The organism is Planotetraspora mira, from assembly GCF_016863275.1.
Lineage (GTDB): Bacteria > Actinomycetota > Actinomycetes > Streptosporangiales > Streptosporangiaceae > Planotetraspora > Planotetraspora mira.
Genome location: NZ_BOOO01000016.1, coordinates 103506 through 118953 on the forward strand (window position 1 = coordinate 103506; position 15448 = coordinate 118953).

Genomic DNA, 15448 nt, shown 5'->3' on the forward strand with positions numbered 1-15448 from the left:
GGAGTCGCTCAGCGCGGTGAGCCCAGCCAGTCGAGCATCCGTCGCTCGGTCTCCGCGATCATCGTCAGGCTCACGTGCTCGCCGCTGGTGTGGGCGAGGTTGGGGTTCCCGGGACCGCAGTTGACGGCGGGCATGCCGAGAGCCGAGAACCTGGCCACGTCGGTCCAGCCGAGCTTGGCGCGCGGTGTGCCGCCGACGGCGGCGGCGAACGCCGCGGCCACCGGATGGGTGAGCCCGGGCCTGGCTCCCGGCGCACCGTCCACGAGCCGCACCTCGAAGCCGTCGAACTGCTCCCGGACGTGGTCGAAGGCCTGCTCCACGGTCAGATCGGGGGCGAAGCGGTAGTTGACGGTCACGACGCACTCGTCGGGGATCACGTTCCCCGCCACCCCGCCGCGGATGCCCACGGCGTTGAGCCCCTCGTGGTAGCGCAGGCCGTCGACCAGGGGACGCCTGGTCTCGTAGGCGGTGAGGATGTCGACGACCGGCTTGATCCCGTGGATGGCGTTGACGCCCTCCCAGGACCGCGCGCTGTGCGCCCTGGCCCCGCGCACGACCACGTCGGCCCGCAGCGTCCCCTGGCAGCCGCCCTCGATCAGCCCGTCGGTCGGCTCCATGACGACGGCGAAGTCGCCGGCGAGCCACTCGGGATGCTCACGGGTGAGGCGCAGCAGGCCGCTGCGCTCCGCCTCGATCTCCTCGCAGTCGTAGAAGACGAAGGTCAGGTCCCTGTTCGGGTCCTCCAGCAGGGCCAGCTTGAGCTGGACGGCCAGGCCGCTCTTCATGTCCGAGGTGCCGCAGCCGTAGAGCAGGTCGCCGTCGACGCGGCTGGGCAGGTTGGCCGCGACGGGAACGGTGTCGATGTGCCCGGCGATCACGACGCGCTCCGCGCGCCCGAGGGTCGTCCGGGCCACGATGTTCTGCCCGTCGCGGACCACGGTGAGGTGGTCCAGCGGGGACAGGGCCTCCTCGATGGCGTCGGCGAGGGCCTTCTCACCGCCGCTGACCGATTCGATGTCCACAAGGCGCGCCGTCAGCGCTCCGACGTCCTGTCCAAGGTCCAGCCGCATGCCCCCTGAGCCTAGGCGATGCGCACCGCGCCGGACGCCTTGGCATCGTCCTTCAGCCAGCCGTCGTGCCCCGCCTCCGCGGTCCAGGACATTCCGCCGTAGTGCACCTCCCGCAGGCCGTACTTCTGCGCGTTGGAGACGTACCACTCGGCGATGAGCCACCCGTGGTCGGCCGAGGAGTCGTCGCCGAGGGCCCGGACGAGTTGCTTTCGCGCCTCCTTCGGCTGCGGTGTGACCGGCTTGTCCGCCGGGGGGTACCAGCAGTGGACGGCCTTGGGGACGCGACCGGTGAAGGCGCCGGCGAGGATCTTCGCGGACGGCTCGTGCTGCGCGTACGCGGAGCCGTCGGCCGAACGCTGGACGGCCTGCGCCGCCTCGTGGAGGGGCAGGGTCTTGTAGTGCTTGACCTTCTCCAGCGCCGCGAAGAACTTCTTGGTCGCGTAAACGGGATCGTTGAGCTGCTCGACCGTGCCCCATCCCTGGGAGGGCCGCTGCTGGAAGACCCCCACCGAGTCCAGGTCGCCGAACGGCAGGTTGGCCAGCTTCGACTCCTGGATGGCGGTCACGTAGGCGATCTGCAGGGCGCGGTCCGGCAGCTTCCTGCGTGCGGCGACCGCCGCGATCGTGGCGGCGATCTGCGCCTGCTCGATGTCGAGGTCCAGCGTGCCGTCCGATGTCGTCACCAGGCAGTGTTCGCCCAAGGCGAACGGCTGAGCCTTCTTGATCAGGTGATAGACGCCGTATCCGAGGCCCCCCAAGATCAGGACGACAATGATCAGAACGGTCAGGCCTACGCGGGAACGACGCCGAGTCACCCCCCAGAAACTACCGGGCGATCAGGGGATCCGTTCCACCTGGATCGAACCCGGCGTCAGCGGGCGGGTGTAGAAGGCCGACCACTGGCCGCCCTGGACGCGCTCGAACGACAGCAGCCGGCCGTCGGCGGCCCGGTAGTGGGCGAAGTCGAGAAGCCCCCGGTCGGGCTGGCCCGTCATCCCCTCGGAGCGGAAGGCCACCGTGCCGCGCTCGACGGGGAAGAACTCCACGCCCTCCATGATCAGCATGTGCTTGGCCGGGACCATCCCCTGCGTCGGCACCTGGGTCCACAACATGACCTCGAGGTGAAGGGGCTCGCCCTCCGCGGGACCGCGCCGTTCCTCGACCGAAAGCCACTGGTAGCGCCGGACGCCCTCGTCGAGGAGGTACTCCGTCCACTGGTCGCCCTGCCTCGACAGGTGCAGCGCGCCGATGGCCCGGGACTTCACACCCTGGATGTGAACGGTGTCCCCGACCTTGATCGTCCTGGGGTCGAAGTAGTCGGCCGCGGGGGCCGGAACCCGGACGGGCGCCGCCTCGGGCTCCTCGGGCGGCAGAGGCGGCATCGGAGCGGGAACCCGGCCCTGCCGGGCCGTCACGACGAACGCACCCAGGACGACGACCAGTGTGGCGACACCCAACACGAGCACGACCGCTGCCGTCATGCCGCGCGATCCTACTGGAGGCGGCGCACCACCGCATCGATCCGTTCATCGGTGGCCGTAAGGGCGACGCGTACATGGGCGCGACCTGCGGCTCCGTAAAAGTCGCCCGGTGCCACCAAAATGCCCTTTTCGGCCAACCCGCGAACCTGATCCCAGCAGTCGGTGCCATCGGTGGCCCAGAGATAGAGGCCGGCCGTGGAGTGGTCGATCCGCCAGCCCGCCCGCTCGAGCGCCGGGCGCAGGACCTCACGGCGCCGGGCGTACCGCCCCCGCTGCTCGTCGGCGTGCTCGTCGTCGTCGAGGACCGCGGCCATCGCGGCCTGGACCGGGGCCGAGACCATCATGCCCGCGTGCTTGCGCACCTCCAGGAGCCGCTTCACCAGAACGGGGTCGCCGGCGACGAACCCGGCCCGGTAGCCCGCGAGGTTGGACCGCTTCGACAACGAGTGGACCGCGAGGATCCCCTCGTGCGAGCCGCCGCACACGTCGGGGTGCAGCACGGAGACGGGATGGTCCTCCCAGCCGAGTTCGAGATAGCACTCGTCCGAGGCCACCACCGCACCGCGCTCGCGCGCCCAGGCGACCACCTTGCGCAGGTGCTCGGCGGGCAGCACCCTGCCCGTCGGGTTGGACGGCGAGTTGACCCAGACGAGCGGCACGCGCTCGGGGCCCACCGCGACCAGGCCGTCCACCGCGTACGGCTCGGCCCCCGCCAGGCGGGCGCCGACGTCATAGGTGGGATAGGCCAGTTCGGGGATGACCACGCGATCTCCGCGTCCGGCGCCCAGGAGCGTCGGCAGCCAGGCCACCAGCTCCTTGGAGCCGATCGTCGGCAGCACGTCGTCCGGGTCGACCGTGACCCCGTGCCTGCGCCGCAGCCACCCCGCGGCGGCCTCGCGCAGTCGCGCGGTGCCGTGGGTCTGGGGATATCCGGGGCTGTCTGCGGCCGCGGCGAGCGCCTTGCGGGCGGCGGCGGGCACCGGGTCGACGGGTGTGCCGACCGACAGGTCGGCGATCCCGTCCGCGTGAGCCTGGGCGAGCTCCTTGTACGGCGCCAGCCGATCCCACGGGAAATCCGGCAAGGCGATCAAGAGATCACCCCGGTCAGCGGACGGGCCCGCACTCAGTGGTCCTCGGCCTGCGGCGGGAGCGCGGCGACGACGGCGTGGTCCTTCTCGATCTTCCCGACCTTCGAGGCGCCGCCGGGCGACCCGAGCTCGTCGAAGAACTCGACGTTCGCCTTGTAGAAGTCCTTCCACTGGTCGGGAAGGTCGTCCTCATAGAAGATCGCCTCTACCGGGCACACCGGTTCGCACGCCCCGCAGTCCACGCACTCATCGGGGTGGATGTAGAGCATGCGCTCGCCCTCGTAGATGCAATCGACGGGGCACTCCTCGATGCACGCCTTGTCCAGGACATCCACGCAAGGCTGCGCGATGACGTACGTCACCTCGGGCTCCTTCTGGGTTGCACGGCTCGACCGCGGTTGCTACGCCCTAGTATTGCGGTGCCTGTCTAGTAGCCGGAACAGGAGGGGGCCAATCATCGTGAGCCCTCAGTTCGGAGCCAGGCTGGTTGTGGCCATCACCCCCGCCGATGTGGGGCAACGGGTGACGGTGCGCCGCGTCGAGACCGGTGGTTTCCGTGACGCGGTCGGCGTGTTGGAGTCGTGGACCGGCGGCGTCCTCATCCTGCGCAAGCGGGACGGCACGACGGTCGAGATCGCCGAGAACTCCATGGTCGCGGCCAAGATCGTGGCTTCTCCCCCGCGTGCCTCCTCGACCGGCGGCTGAGCAACACGGAATATACGTAGCGTGACCATACGTGCCAGTGCTGTAGTGGTGATGCTCGTCTCCGTGGCGGCCGCGTGCTCCGCGCCGTCGGAGGGCGGCAAGGAACTCCCGCCGGTGAATCCCACGGCGACGAGCATGAAGGACGGGTTCTCCACCATGGACAGGCTGGTGGAGGCGGCCAAGCGGGAGGGCACGCTGACCGTCGTCGGCCTGCCCCGCGGTTGGATGAACTACGCGGACATCATTGACCGCTTCTCCGACAAGTACGGCATCAAAGTCATCGGGATCTCCCCCGACGCCAACAGTCAGCAGGAGATCGACGCGGCGACCCGCCTGCGCGGATCCAAGGACGCGCCCGACGTGTTCGACCTGAGCCTCGACGTCGCGGTCGCGAACGCGAAGCGGTTCGCGCCCTACAAGGTCACCGGCTGGGGCGACATCCCCGATCGGCTGAAGGACGCCAAGGGCCTCTGGTACGGCGCCTACGGCGGCTACATGTCGATCGGCTACGACCCCAGGAAGGTCTCCGCCCCCGCGTCCTACGCGGCGCTGGTCAAGCCGGGCGTCTCCGTGGCGCTGCCCGGCGACCCCCTGCGGACCGCCTCCGCCTTCAGCGGCGTCATGGCCGCCTCGCTCAACGACGGCAAGGTCGACGCCGCGCGTGGCGTGGACCTGTTCGCCCGGATCAAGCGCGCCGGAATGCTGAGCCAGCCCGAGCGGGCCGCCTCCGTCGTCGACTGGGACTACCTCAACACCGCCAGGGCCGAGGCCTCCGCCCGCAACGACAAGCCCGCCTGGCAGGTGACGATCCCGCGTGACGCGGTCCTCGCGTCGTACTACGTGCAGGCCATCAGCAAGGACGCCCCGCATCCGGCCGCCGCGCGACTGTGGGAGGAGTTCCTCCTGTCCGACGAGGGCCAGAACCTCTACCTCAAGGCCTACGCCCGTCCGACCAGGACGGAGGCCATGGAGATGCGCGGCACGCTCGACAAGACCGCCGCCGCCAAGCTTCCCACGGCGACCGGAACCCCGGTCATTCTCACGATCCCGCAGCAGGATGAGGCCAAGTCCTACCTCAAGACACATTGGTCACAAGCGGTGGGCTAAGCATGCACAACTCGCAAGGGCATCTGAAGCCGTAAAGTGTGTCGCTATCTGAATGACTCAGAATGCGAGCTGATCTTGCGGTACGAAACCCCCAATCTCACGAGATGGAACGCTCGTGCGTACGACAGCTCCTTCGGCTACGTCTCCGCGCACGGAGCGCCGCTCGTGGAGCTGCTCGATCCCCAGCCGGGTGAGCGCGTGCTCGACCTCGGCTGCGGGACCGGCGTGCTCACGGCCGACATCGCCGCCCGCGGCGCCGAGGTCCTCGGGATCGACGGCTCCCACTCGATGATCGAGACGGCCATCGCCCAGCATCCCGGGCTGGACTTCACCGTCGGCGACGGTCACGATTTCACGGTGGCCCAGCCGTACGACGCAGTGTTCTCCAACGCCGCGCTGCACTGGATGAGCCGTGACCCCGAGGCGGTGATCGCGTGTGTGCGCATGGCCCTGCGCCCTGGCGGACGATTCGTGGCGGAGCTCGGCGGCGCCGGCAACTGCGCGGCGCTCACCTCCGCCATGCTGACCGCCTGGCGGGAGTACGGCCTGCGCGAGCCCGAGCTTCCCTGGTATTTTCCCAGCCCGGCCGAGTATGCGCGGCGTCTGGAGCAGGGGGGCTTCACCGTCCGGATCCTGGAATACTTCGACCGCCCGACGCCGCTCGACGACTGTCCGAACGGCGCCGCGGACTGGGTGCGACTGTTCGCTGGCTCGCTGCTGGACGGTGTGCCGCTCGCGACCGTGGAGCCGCTGCTGCTGCGGGTCAACGAGCTCGCCGCCCCTGCCCTGCGCAGGGAGTCCGGGTGGATGGCCGACTACGTCCGGCTGCGTTTCGCCGCCGTTCGTCCCTGACGCAGTGCCCCTTCGAATGGGGATTTGTCAGACTATGGTCTGGTCCGACGGAGTGATGGGGAAAGCATGAACTTCTGCCTGAGTGACCTCGTGCCACCGCTGCGCTGGAGTGACGCCTCCCGCATCGGAATCCTGAGCGAGCAGGGCGACCTTCCGGACGCCTGGTGGCGCAGCCTGCCCATGGAGCGGGTGCTCGGTGTCATGGACCCCGACGCCCTCGGCGAGCTGATCACGGATCTGGCGCTGGAGCACTGGCCCGCCGCCGCGGTGGGTGACGTCCTGCCCGCGCTCTACGTGCTCGACCCCGACGAGGCCGACGACCCCCAGGTCGCGATCGCGCTCGACCGTGCCGGCTCCTGGCCGGGCCTGCTGACCCTGTCCGGCCGTGAACTCACCGACCAGCCCTTCATCAAGGCGCGGCCGGTCCTGACCGCCCTGTTCACCGCCGTGTTCGCCCGGCTGGCGCCGTCCCTGGCCATGCCGGGCGAGGCCGCCGAGCCGGCCCCCGCCAAGGCGCGCGCGGCCCGCAGCCCGGTCAGGCACCTCAGGCCGGCGCCCGAGGTCCCGGCCCCGCGGACGCCGCAGAGCGACGTGGACTTCCCCGCGCTGATCGACGGGGCGTTCTCCGACATGGACGACCGGACCTGGATGGTCGCCCAGAACCGGGTCTTCACGGACTCGCCCTCGGCCATCGAGGAGCTGGGCAAGCTCCTCGCCGTCTCCCCTGACGTCCTCCAGGCGCTGGAGACCACTCTGCGCCTCTGGCTGGCCGAATGGCTCGACAAGCCGGAGGCCGCGCCGTACAAGGCGCATCTGGCCTGGCTCTCCGACGAACTGGGGGTCGCGGCGCCCAAGAGCAGGCTGATCGCGGCGGCCGAGTGGCACAAGGAGGAGTTGCGCTCGCTCGACGTGCCCGCCTGGCACTTCGTGGTGGCGACCCTGCCCGGCTACCAGGTGTCGGGCGACTGGCTGGTGGCGGGAGACCTCGCCGATCTGCACGAGCGGACCCGCGGCCTGATCCTGAACGCCGAGCGCCCGACCGTCGCCCGGGCGCTGGAGCTGGTCTCCTCCCTCGGCATCCATCCGGACGTGGCCAAGGAATGGCTCGAGAACGTCCCGCAGCTGAGCATCCAGAGCGGCAAGAAGAGCGCCAACGGCGTGCCCCGCTCCGCGAACGGCGCGACGGCGGCGAAGCCTCCGGGCCAGCTCAAGGACGTGGCCCTCACCCGGAGGTGCTTCCGCCAACCGGACGGACGCTGGTGGCTGCGGGTGGACGTCACCGGCGAACACATCCAGGGCGCCGAGGTGCCCATGCCGACCGGTTTCGCCGCCTATCTCGGCCTCAAGCCCGGCGAGAACCGTCCGGCGCGGAGCGCCGCCGGGGACGTGGAGCTGACCTGGGCGTCGCGTCCCGGCTTCGGCTCACTGCAGCGGATCCTCACCGAGGTGGCCGCCAAGGAGGGCAGCCACGTCTTCCTGACCATCTCCGACGAGGGCATGCTGCGGGTGCGGCACCTGTCCGCGTCCAACGGCGGCGACCCGACCTCGCAGGCGCTGCGCCTGGTCGGGTACACCGCGCCTGGGGGAACCCCCGACCAGGCCGTACGAGTGATCGCGACGAGGATCGGCCTCAGCGGGCCGGCGGGAAGGCCCGAGCTCCTCACCCGGCTCCGCGAACGAGGCGACCGCGACCTCATCTCCTTACTGGACTAGAACGGTGCCCCGGCTCGCGATCTCCCCGGAGTTCACCAGGGAGCTCAGCACCCTGGCCCGGCCGGTGCGCCGGGACGCCGTAGTCGCGGTCCGCCGGTTCCTCGGCAACTCCCCCTCGGCGCCGCATCCGGAGCGGGTGCGCAACAGCCGCGACCACCGGGTGACCACGCTGCGCCTGGCCGATCGCCACCGGGCCGTCGCCTTACGCCAGGGCGACACGTACTGGCTGATCACGGTGTTACCCGACGCGGCGGCGTGGTCGTACGCGCAGCGCCACAGGTTCGAGGTCAACCCCGCCATCGGGGTGATCGAGACCTGGGACGCCGAGGCGCTGGAACGCGTCGAGCCCGCACTGCGGAGGTCGGCCCAGCGGTCGAAGCGTCGGTTGTTCGCCCAGTTCTGCGACACCGACCTGCTCGAGATCGGCGTCGACCGGCAGTTGCTCCGCCTCCTGCGCCTGATGACCACCGAGTCCCATTTCGAGGCGCTGGAGCCTCTGCTGCCGGAAAGCCAGTTCGCCCCCCTGGCGGCGCTCGCCCGTGGCGGCACCCTCACCGAGGCCTGGCGCGAACTCGACGCCTGCCGTTCCTCGGAGCCCGGCGTGGTCGACACCGCCGACCTGGCGGCCGCGCTGCGGCGCAGCCCCCACCTCGCGGCCTTCGCGGCCGACCGCGACGAGCTCGACCGGATCATGGCCCTGCCGCACTGGTGCACGTTCCTGTACCCACCGCAGCACACCTACGCGAACTGGGCCGGCTACGACGAGCCCGTGCTGGTGACGGGCGGCGCGGGCACCGGCAAGACGATCATCGCCCTGCACCGGGCGGCCCACCTCGCCCGCGCCGGCGCCGGCGCCATCATGCTCGTGACGTTCTCCCAGGGCCTGGCCACCGAGTTGTCCGCGCGGCTCGACCTGATCATCGAGGACGAGGTCGAGCGCAAGCGGGTCGAGGTCGGCAACGTCGACCGGCTCGCCCACCGGATCGTCGCCGAGGCGGAGGGCCGCCCGCCCGCCCTGGTCGGCGCCGGGGATCTGGCCACGCTCTGGGAGGAGGCGGCGGGCAGCCGCTTCGGGGCCGCGTTCCTGCTGCGGGAGTGGGAGCAGGTCATCCTCGCCCAGAACCTCCGCACGCTGGAGGAGTACCAGACCGCGAGCCGTCCGGGCCGGAGCGTGGAGCTGAGCCCGGAGAGCCGGACCGTGGTGTGGGAGGCCGTCCGGCACGTGGTCGACCGGCTGAGGGAGTCGGGCCGCCGCACGCTCCTCCAGCTCGCCTCCGAGGCGGCGGCGCTGCTCGGGCAGTCGACGGGCGACCTCCTCGGTCAGGAGGCCCCGGGGCGGGAGCCGTACCGGCACATCGTGGTGGACGAGGCGCAGGACCTGCACCCGGCGCAGTGGCGGCTGCTGCGGGCGGCCGTCCCCGTGGCGCCGGACGACCTGTTCATCGTGGGCGACCCCCACCAGCGCATGTTCGACACCCGGGTCGCGCTGTCGAACGTCGGCATCCCCGCCCGCCGGTTTCAACTGAAGATCTCCTATCGTCTTCCACGGGAGATCCTTTCCTGGGGCGTCCGGCTCCGGGGCGGAGGGCCCGCCGACGGGCTCGTCGACGGAATCGCCGACCTGTACGGCTTCCGCGCCGTGCGGAATGGGACGCGCCCGACGGTCCTGGGGTACGTCAGCCCCGAGGCCGAGATCGCCGGGCTGATCTCGCATGTCTCCGAGTGGATGGAGGAAGGCGTGCCGACGCAGGACATCGCCGTGGCCGCTCGGACCGCCGAGCTGGTGAAGGCGGCCCGGACGGCCCTGCGTGACGCAGGGATAACAGTGAAAGTCACGATGCTGCATGGGATGAAAGGGCTGGAATTTCGCAGGGTGGCCGTGATAGGCGTGGCTGACGGAATCGTGCCGGCGCCCGACGCGCTGACCCCGGCCTCGGAAGACCCCACAGCCCGGGCTCACGACCTGCAACGAGAACGGGGGTTGCTCTACGTGGCGTGCACGCGGGCCGGCGAGCTGCTGTACGTGTCCTATTCCGGCCGGGCAAGTCCCTTCCTGCCTGGCTGATCCCCTACCCTGAACTGCGGATATATTCCCCTTGCCGGTTGGACCTGCATTGAATCTGAGCCTGAGCGACATCGTGCCCCCCCTGCGCTGGACGGCGCCGAGTCAGGTGGAGCCGATCGCGAGCGATCCCGGCCTTCCCGACGCCTGGTGGCAGTCGCTTCCGCTCGACCGGGCCTGCGCCCTGGTGGGAACCGCGCAGGTCGCGTCCCGCCTCACCGACCTCACCAGCGCCTGCTGGGAGCATCTCGTCCTCGGCGACATCCTGCCGCTGCTCAGATTCACCGATCCCGCGGACTGCCTCAAGACGCCGGGCTCGCGCGAGAGCGTGCACGAGCTCTTCGTCGGGGTGCTCGACAAGCTGCTGGCGACCGAGCCGTCGGACGAGCCCCCGACCGGTGCGCTGCCCGAGATCATCGACCGGCTCTTCGCCCGTCTCGACGACCGGCAGCGGGCCATCGCGAGGGACCGGCTGTACTTCGACGCGTCGCAGAACCCCACCCAGACCGCGCAGCGGGCCACGCTCGACGAACTGGCCCAGAGGTTCTCCGTCACCCGCGAGCGGATCAGGCAGATCGAGCGCGATCTCCGCGAACACGTCCTGAGCTGGCTGGCCGGTCAGGAGGCCGCGCCTCTCAACGCGCACCTGTCCTGGTTGCACACCCGGCTCGGTTCCGCCGCGCCCGCGGACGAGCTCGCCGGCGCGGCGCCGTGGCACCGGACGGAGCTGGCCACTCTCGCGATCCCCGCGTGGCGCTTCGTCCGCACCCTGCTCACCGGCTACGAGCAGGGTGACGGCTGGCTGGTCGCCGGAGGCGCGGAGGAGATGCGGGAGAAGACCCGGCAGCTGTTCACGGACGGCCCGCGGAAGCTGGAGGAGTCCGTCTCCCTGGTCTCCCAGCTCGGCGTCCGCGAGGACCTGGCCGAGCGGTGGCTCGCCTCCGTCCCCCACCTGCGGGTGCTGGAGGGACACGTGGTCCTGTGGCCGCGCGGCGTCAACGACAAGGCGGAGGCGGTGCTGGCCGTCGCGGGCGCCCCCCTGAGCCCCGAGGAGATCCAGGAGCGGATCGGCGAGGACCACAGCGTCGTCGGCGTCCGCAACCAGCTCGCCTCGGACGAGCGCTTCGTCCGCCTCGACCGCAACAAGTACGGCCTGCGGCGGTGGGGCGGCGGCGAGGAGTACCTCGGCATCCGCGAGATGATCGCCAGGGAGATCGAACGGGCGGGCGGCGAGGCGTCGGTCAACACGATCGTCGGCAACCTGACCTCGCGATACGAGGTGAGCGAGAGCTCGGTCCGCGCGTACGCGGGCGGCCCGGGGTTCGAGCGCACACAGCGCGGCTGGATCCGGGTCGCCGGGCCGGAGCAGGCCGAGCCGTACCATCCGCGCAAGGACGTCTCGATGACCCGGCGGTCCTTCCGCAGCCGCGACGGCCGCTGGTGGCACCGCGTCGACATCAACGCCGAGCATCTGCGCGGGTCGGGGTCCCCGCTGCCGACCGGTTTCGCCGCCCACCTGGGGATGGCGCCCGGAGGGCAGCTGACCACCTCCACACCGGCGGGCGACGTGGTGATCAGCTGGCACAACCAGCCGACCATGGGCTCCATCAGGCCGGTGCTGGTCGATTACAACGCCTCGGACGGCGACCACGTCTTCCTCACGGTCTCCGACGGCGGGGAACTGCTGACCCGCTTCCTCCCGGCCTCGGCGGCCGGGCTCCCGCCGCTCAACCGGGCCCTGCACCTCATCGGCTACACGGCCCCCGTGGCGTCCGACGCGGAGGGCATCCGGCTCATCGGCTCCCGCATCGGCCTTCCCGAGGGCGCGGCCCGCGAAGAGGTGCTCGAACGTCTCAGGGAACGGGGGGACCGGGACATCCTCGGCTTCCTCGCCTAGGCTCGGGAGCATGCTCCGGGTCTACGACACGCACGCCGGGCGGATGGATCCGGTGGTGGCCACGGGTTCGCGGGTGCTGCGGATGTACGTCTGCGGGCCCCCCGCCCACCGATACGCCCACATCGGGGACCTCCGCTCGCTCCTGCTCGCCGATCTGGTCAGGCGGGTGGCGGAGCGACGGGGGCCACGGGTGATCGCCTGCCGGAGCGTCGCCGACGTGAGCGGCCACGGCGAAGCGGCGAGCCTCCTCGACGGCAAACCGCCCGCGCCGCTCTACGAGGACACCTTCCGCGCCGACGCGCTCGCCCTGAACATCCGCACCCCGGAGCACACCCCGCGGGAGTCGGAGAACGTCGACGCGGTGATCGAACTGATCACCCGGCTGATCGAGCGGGGCCGGGCCCGTCCCACGCCCGACGGGTCGGTGCACTTCGACGCGGACCCCCAGCGGCCGCTGTGGACGGCCACCGTGCCCGCCTGGGACTCTCCCTGGGGCCCCGGCGCCCCCGGCCCCCACGTGGGCTGCTCGGCCCTGTCCCTGCGGCATCTCGGCGGGCGCGTCGACCTCTACGCCGGCGGCGACGCCGGCCATCGCGAGGGTGTGCGCGCCGAGTCGGGCGCGGCCACCGGCAGCAAGACGACCGCTCCCTGGCTCCACGGTGGGCGCCTGCTCTTCGAGGGCAGGCCGGCGGACGGGCTCGACCCGGTGCTCCTGTCCGACGTGACGGAGGAGGGCCTCGACCCGCTGGCCGTACGGCTCGCGCTCATGGGGTGGCACTACCGGGAGCAGGCCGACCTCACCCGGGAGGGCCTCCGGACGGCGGCCAGGACTCTCCGACGCTGGCGGCGGCGGGTGGCCGACTGGGCGGAGTCGCCGAGTCGTCCCATCGACGCCGACCGGGCGGCGGCGGTCCAGCAGGCGCTCGACGACGACCTCGACATGCCGCGGGCTCTGGGGCTCCTGCACGACCTCGAGGACGACGACGGCGTGACGCCGGGCTCCCGGTTCGAGACGTTCCTCCTCTTCGACCACGTGCTCGGCCTCGACCTGTCGATCGACATCGGGAAGGTCCCCACGCTCCCGCCCGGTGCGGGAGAGCTTCTGCAGGCGCGCGAGCGTGCGCAGACGGGGGGCGACTGGGCCGCCTCCGACCGGCTCCGCGACGATCTGGCCGATCTCGGCGTGAAGGTCGCCGACACCCCGACCGGTCAGTCCTGGACCCTCTGAGCGCTCACGACCACGCCGTCCTCGTCGCTGTAGAGCCACTCGCCAGGCACGAACGTCACTTCGCCGAAGGTCACGGGGACGCCGATCTCGCCCCGCCCCTCCTTCGCGCTTCTGCGCGGGTTGGACCCGAGGGCCTTGACGCCGAGGTCGAGCCCGGCCAGCGCCGCCGTGTCCCTGACCGCGCCGTTGATGATCACACCCGACCACCCGTTCCGCACGGCGGACGCCGCGATGAGGTCGCCCAGCAGCGCCGTCCGCAACGATCCGCCGCCGTCCACGACCAGGACCCGCCCCTTCCCGGGTGTCCCGAGCACCTGTTTGACGAGCGCGTTGTCCTCCAGGCAGCGGACCGTCTCGATCCCCCCGGAGAACCGGGTGCGGGAGCCGTACGAGCGGAACTGGGTGACGCAACTGCTCAGCGCGTCGCCGTGGGCGTCGAGCAGGTCAGCGGTCGTGAACGTCATGATCGGATCGTCCCTCTCGCGATCGGCGCCACCGGACTGCCTTGTGGGGGTAGCCGCCGTCGTCCAGGCCTGCCAACCGCTCGAAGGCGTTCCACGACGCAGGGTTACCGCACAGGGCGTAGGACACGCCCGAGGCGACGAGGTACAGCACGATCATGGGGAGACCGACGCACGCCACGTACTGGCTGGCGTGCCGGGCCTCGTGGTCGAGCAGCCTGCCGGTGAGGTAGCCGTCGGCGTTCTTGGTGAGGACCACGTTGCCCACCGTGAACGCCCCCGCGACGGGGAAGGGGATGCGGTACCCGTGGGCGAAGATCAGCCCCTGCTCGCCCCTGCGCGGCCGCGCACCGCCGATCAGTGCGATGAGCAGGCCGGCCGGAGTGGAGAGGTTGACGTAGTTGATCACCTGCCGGGTTCGGTGCCATCGCCGCATGACCTCAGAATCGGCGAAGGCCGCCCCGAGGTAAAGCACCTGTCTCAGGTGCCGCCTGGCGACTTCAGGAGCCACGACCCGCTGGAGCGGGTGAACATGATGGCGGCCGCGACGGCGACGGCTCCGCCGTAGAGGTACCAGTACCCCGCCGAGTCCCCGGCGATGGCCAGGTCTCCGGCGGGCTGCCGGGTGGCGAGCAGGAACGACGACACGAGCCAGCCCAGCGCCGGCGCCGTCGCCCCGAGCCTGCCGCCCATCAGCCTGCCCATGGCGTACGGCACGGCGAACAGGATCAGGAGCCATCCCAGCGCGGCAATCGGCACATTTCCGGCATACCAGGAGTGCTCGAACCCGCCGACGACACCCAGCACGAGGCCCAGCAGGAACAGCATGCCGTAGGCCGCGCCCGTCACCGCTGTCATGCCGCCGAGGTTAGCGGATGCCCGCGAACAGGTCGTCCTCGCGGTTGTAGGGCTCACCGATGCCGCCGGCCTCATAGGGGGCGCCGGCGCCGGACGGCCCGGGGACCCCGGCGCGCAGGATGAAGTGCTCGACGCCGAGGACCTGCTGTCCGATCTTGTTCGAGAGCGCGAACCACGGGGCGTCGACGGCGATCTGGGAGGCGTGCGCCCGCATGGCGTCGAGCTTCTCCTCCACGTGGGGCCGGGCGTCGATCTCCGTCGTGACGTCCCCGTCCGCGCAGCCGAAGGGCATGTCGTCGGAGTCGACGTTCCAGAACTCCACGTCGGCGTCGCGCATCGCCTCGGCCGTCCGCCTCATCACCGATTTGGGCATCGCCGTGTAGTAGAACTTCGCGATCCGCCACGGGTCGCCGCCCGGATGGCGGGAGTCCGCGGCGAGCTGGAAGGCGCGCCAGGCCACCCGGTGGGCCTGGATGTGGTCGGGGTGCCCGTAGAAGCCGTTCTCGTCGTAGGTGACCAGGACCTGCGGCCGGACCTGGCGGATCACAGTCACGAGCTCGCCCGCGGCCTCGTCGAGATCCGCCCGCCAGAAGCAGCCGGGGCGGTCGTTGGTCGCCGCGCCCATCATCCCCGAGTCGCGCCAGCGGCCCGCTCCGCCGAGGAACCGGTGATCGGTGACGCCGAGCGCCTTGCACGCCGCGGCGAGCTCGCCGATACGGTACTGACCGAGGGTGTCGTCGCGTTCGGCCGCGTGGTGGGCGAGCTCCGGCGGGATGATCTCCCCCTCCTCGCCGAGCGTGCAGGTGACCAGCGTGACATGGGCGCCCTCGGCCACATATCTGGCCATCGTCGCTCCCGTGCCGATCGATTCGTCGTCGGGATGGGCGTGAACGAGCAGCAGGCGCCGATCAGTCATGCCTCCGAGC

16 protein-coding genes are annotated in these 15448 nt (G+C 71.1%); 7 read left to right on the forward strand and 9 right to left on the reverse strand.

The genetic code is table 11. The features are described 5' to 3' along the window. Nucleotides 1–8: 8 nt before the first annotated feature. From dapE to fdxA, 5 genes are read right to left on the reverse strand one after another with little or no spacing between them, the layout of a single operon-like run. Nucleotides 9–1070 (reverse strand): succinyl-diaminopimelate desuccinylase, encoded by a 1062-nt coding sequence (gene dapE / locus Pmi06nite_RS15510; RefSeq protein ID WP_203953687.1) that lies wholly within the window; start codon nt 1068–1070, stop codon nt 9–11. An 11-nt stretch (nt 1071–1081) separates the two neighbouring features. Next, nucleotides 1082–1885 carry a hypothetical protein gene (locus Pmi06nite_RS15515; protein WP_239113930.1) on the reverse strand — a complete coding sequence of 268 codons (804 nt, stop codon included), beginning with the start codon at nt 1883–1885 and terminating at the stop codon, nt 1082–1084. Between the two features lie 21 nt (nt 1886–1906). Continuing rightward, nucleotides 1907–2551 (reverse strand): DUF4178 domain-containing protein, encoded by a 645-nt coding sequence (locus tag Pmi06nite_RS15520; protein WP_203953688.1) that lies wholly within the window; start codon nt 2549–2551, stop codon nt 1907–1909. A gap of 11 nt (nt 2552–2562) precedes the next feature. Beyond that, a complete protein-coding gene (gene dapC / locus Pmi06nite_RS15525) occupies nt 2563–3642 on the reverse strand; it encodes a succinyldiaminopimelate transaminase (protein ID WP_203953689.1) in 1080 nt (359 codons plus the stop codon). 32 nt (nt 3643–3674) lie between these two features. Beyond that, entirely contained in the window at nt 3675–4001 is a 327-nt protein-coding gene (fdxA, locus tag Pmi06nite_RS15530; RefSeq protein WP_203953690.1) for a ferredoxin, read from the reverse strand. A 97-nt stretch (nt 4002–4098) separates the two neighbouring features. Here fdxA and Pmi06nite_RS15535 point away from each other — a divergent pair, with 97 nt between their 5' ends. The 7 genes from Pmi06nite_RS15535 (at nt 4099) to Pmi06nite_RS15565 (ending at nt 13203) form a co-directional block, all read left to right on the forward strand. Further along, a complete protein-coding gene (locus tag Pmi06nite_RS15535) occupies nt 4099–4344 on the forward strand; it encodes a hypothetical protein (protein ID WP_203953691.1) in 246 nt (81 codons plus the stop codon). Between the two features lie 21 nt (nt 4345–4365). Beyond that, entirely contained in the window at nt 4366–5451 is a 1086-nt protein-coding gene (locus Pmi06nite_RS15540) for an ABC transporter substrate-binding protein (RefSeq protein ID WP_239113931.1), read from the forward strand. Nucleotides 5452–5526: 75 nt separating this feature from the next. After that, a complete protein-coding gene (locus Pmi06nite_RS15545; RefSeq protein ID WP_203953692.1) occupies nt 5527–6303 on the forward strand; it encodes a class I SAM-dependent methyltransferase in 777 nt (258 codons plus the stop codon). Between the two features lie 66 nt (nt 6304–6369). Next, on the forward strand, nt 6370–8016 hold the full coding sequence (locus Pmi06nite_RS15550) for a hypothetical protein (protein WP_203953693.1): 1647 nt from the start codon (nt 6370–6372) through the stop codon (nt 8014–8016). Nucleotides 8017–8020: 4 nt separating this feature from the next. Continuing rightward, nucleotides 8021–10081: a UvrD-helicase domain-containing protein gene (locus Pmi06nite_RS15555; RefSeq protein ID WP_203953694.1), complete on the forward strand. Its 2061-nt coding sequence runs from the start codon at nt 8021–8023 to the stop codon at nt 10079–10081. A gap of 49 nt (nt 10082–10130) precedes the next feature. After that, nucleotides 10131–11975: a sigma factor-like helix-turn-helix DNA-binding protein gene (locus Pmi06nite_RS15560; RefSeq protein WP_203953695.1), complete on the forward strand. Its 1845-nt coding sequence runs from the start codon at nt 10131–10133 to the stop codon at nt 11973–11975. 10 nt (nt 11976–11985) lie between these two features. After that, nucleotides 11986–13203: a CysS/YqeB C-terminal domain-containing protein gene (locus Pmi06nite_RS15565; RefSeq protein ID WP_203953696.1), complete on the forward strand. Its 1218-nt coding sequence runs from the start codon at nt 11986–11988 to the stop codon at nt 13201–13203. Here the strand turns inward: Pmi06nite_RS15565 and rraA are convergent. The 4 genes from rraA to mshB are packed head-to-tail and all read right to left on the reverse strand — an operon-like array spanning nt 13185 to nt 15438. Further along, a complete protein-coding gene (gene rraA / locus Pmi06nite_RS15570; RefSeq protein WP_203953697.1) occupies nt 13185–13667 on the reverse strand; it encodes a ribonuclease E activity regulator RraA in 483 nt (160 codons plus the stop codon). The genes Pmi06nite_RS15565 and rraA overlap by 19 nt on opposite strands. Next, nucleotides 13648–14100 (reverse strand): hypothetical protein, encoded by a 453-nt coding sequence (locus Pmi06nite_RS15575; RefSeq protein WP_203953698.1) that lies wholly within the window; start codon nt 14098–14100, stop codon nt 13648–13650. The genes rraA and Pmi06nite_RS15575 overlap by 20 nt, the downstream gene beginning before the upstream one ends. Nucleotides 14101–14144: 44 nt before the next feature. After that, nucleotides 14145–14522 carry a DUF6113 family protein gene (locus Pmi06nite_RS15580; RefSeq protein ID WP_203953699.1) on the reverse strand — a complete coding sequence of 126 codons (378 nt, stop codon included), beginning with the start codon at nt 14520–14522 and terminating at the stop codon, nt 14145–14147. Between the two features lie 10 nt (nt 14523–14532). Continuing rightward, nucleotides 14533–15438: an N-acetyl-1-D-myo-inositol-2-amino-2-deoxy-alpha-D-glucopyranoside deacetylase gene (gene mshB / locus Pmi06nite_RS15585; RefSeq protein WP_203953700.1), complete on the reverse strand. Its 906-nt coding sequence runs from the start codon at nt 15436–15438 to the stop codon at nt 14533–14535. Nucleotides 15439–15448: the final 10 nt, after the last annotated feature.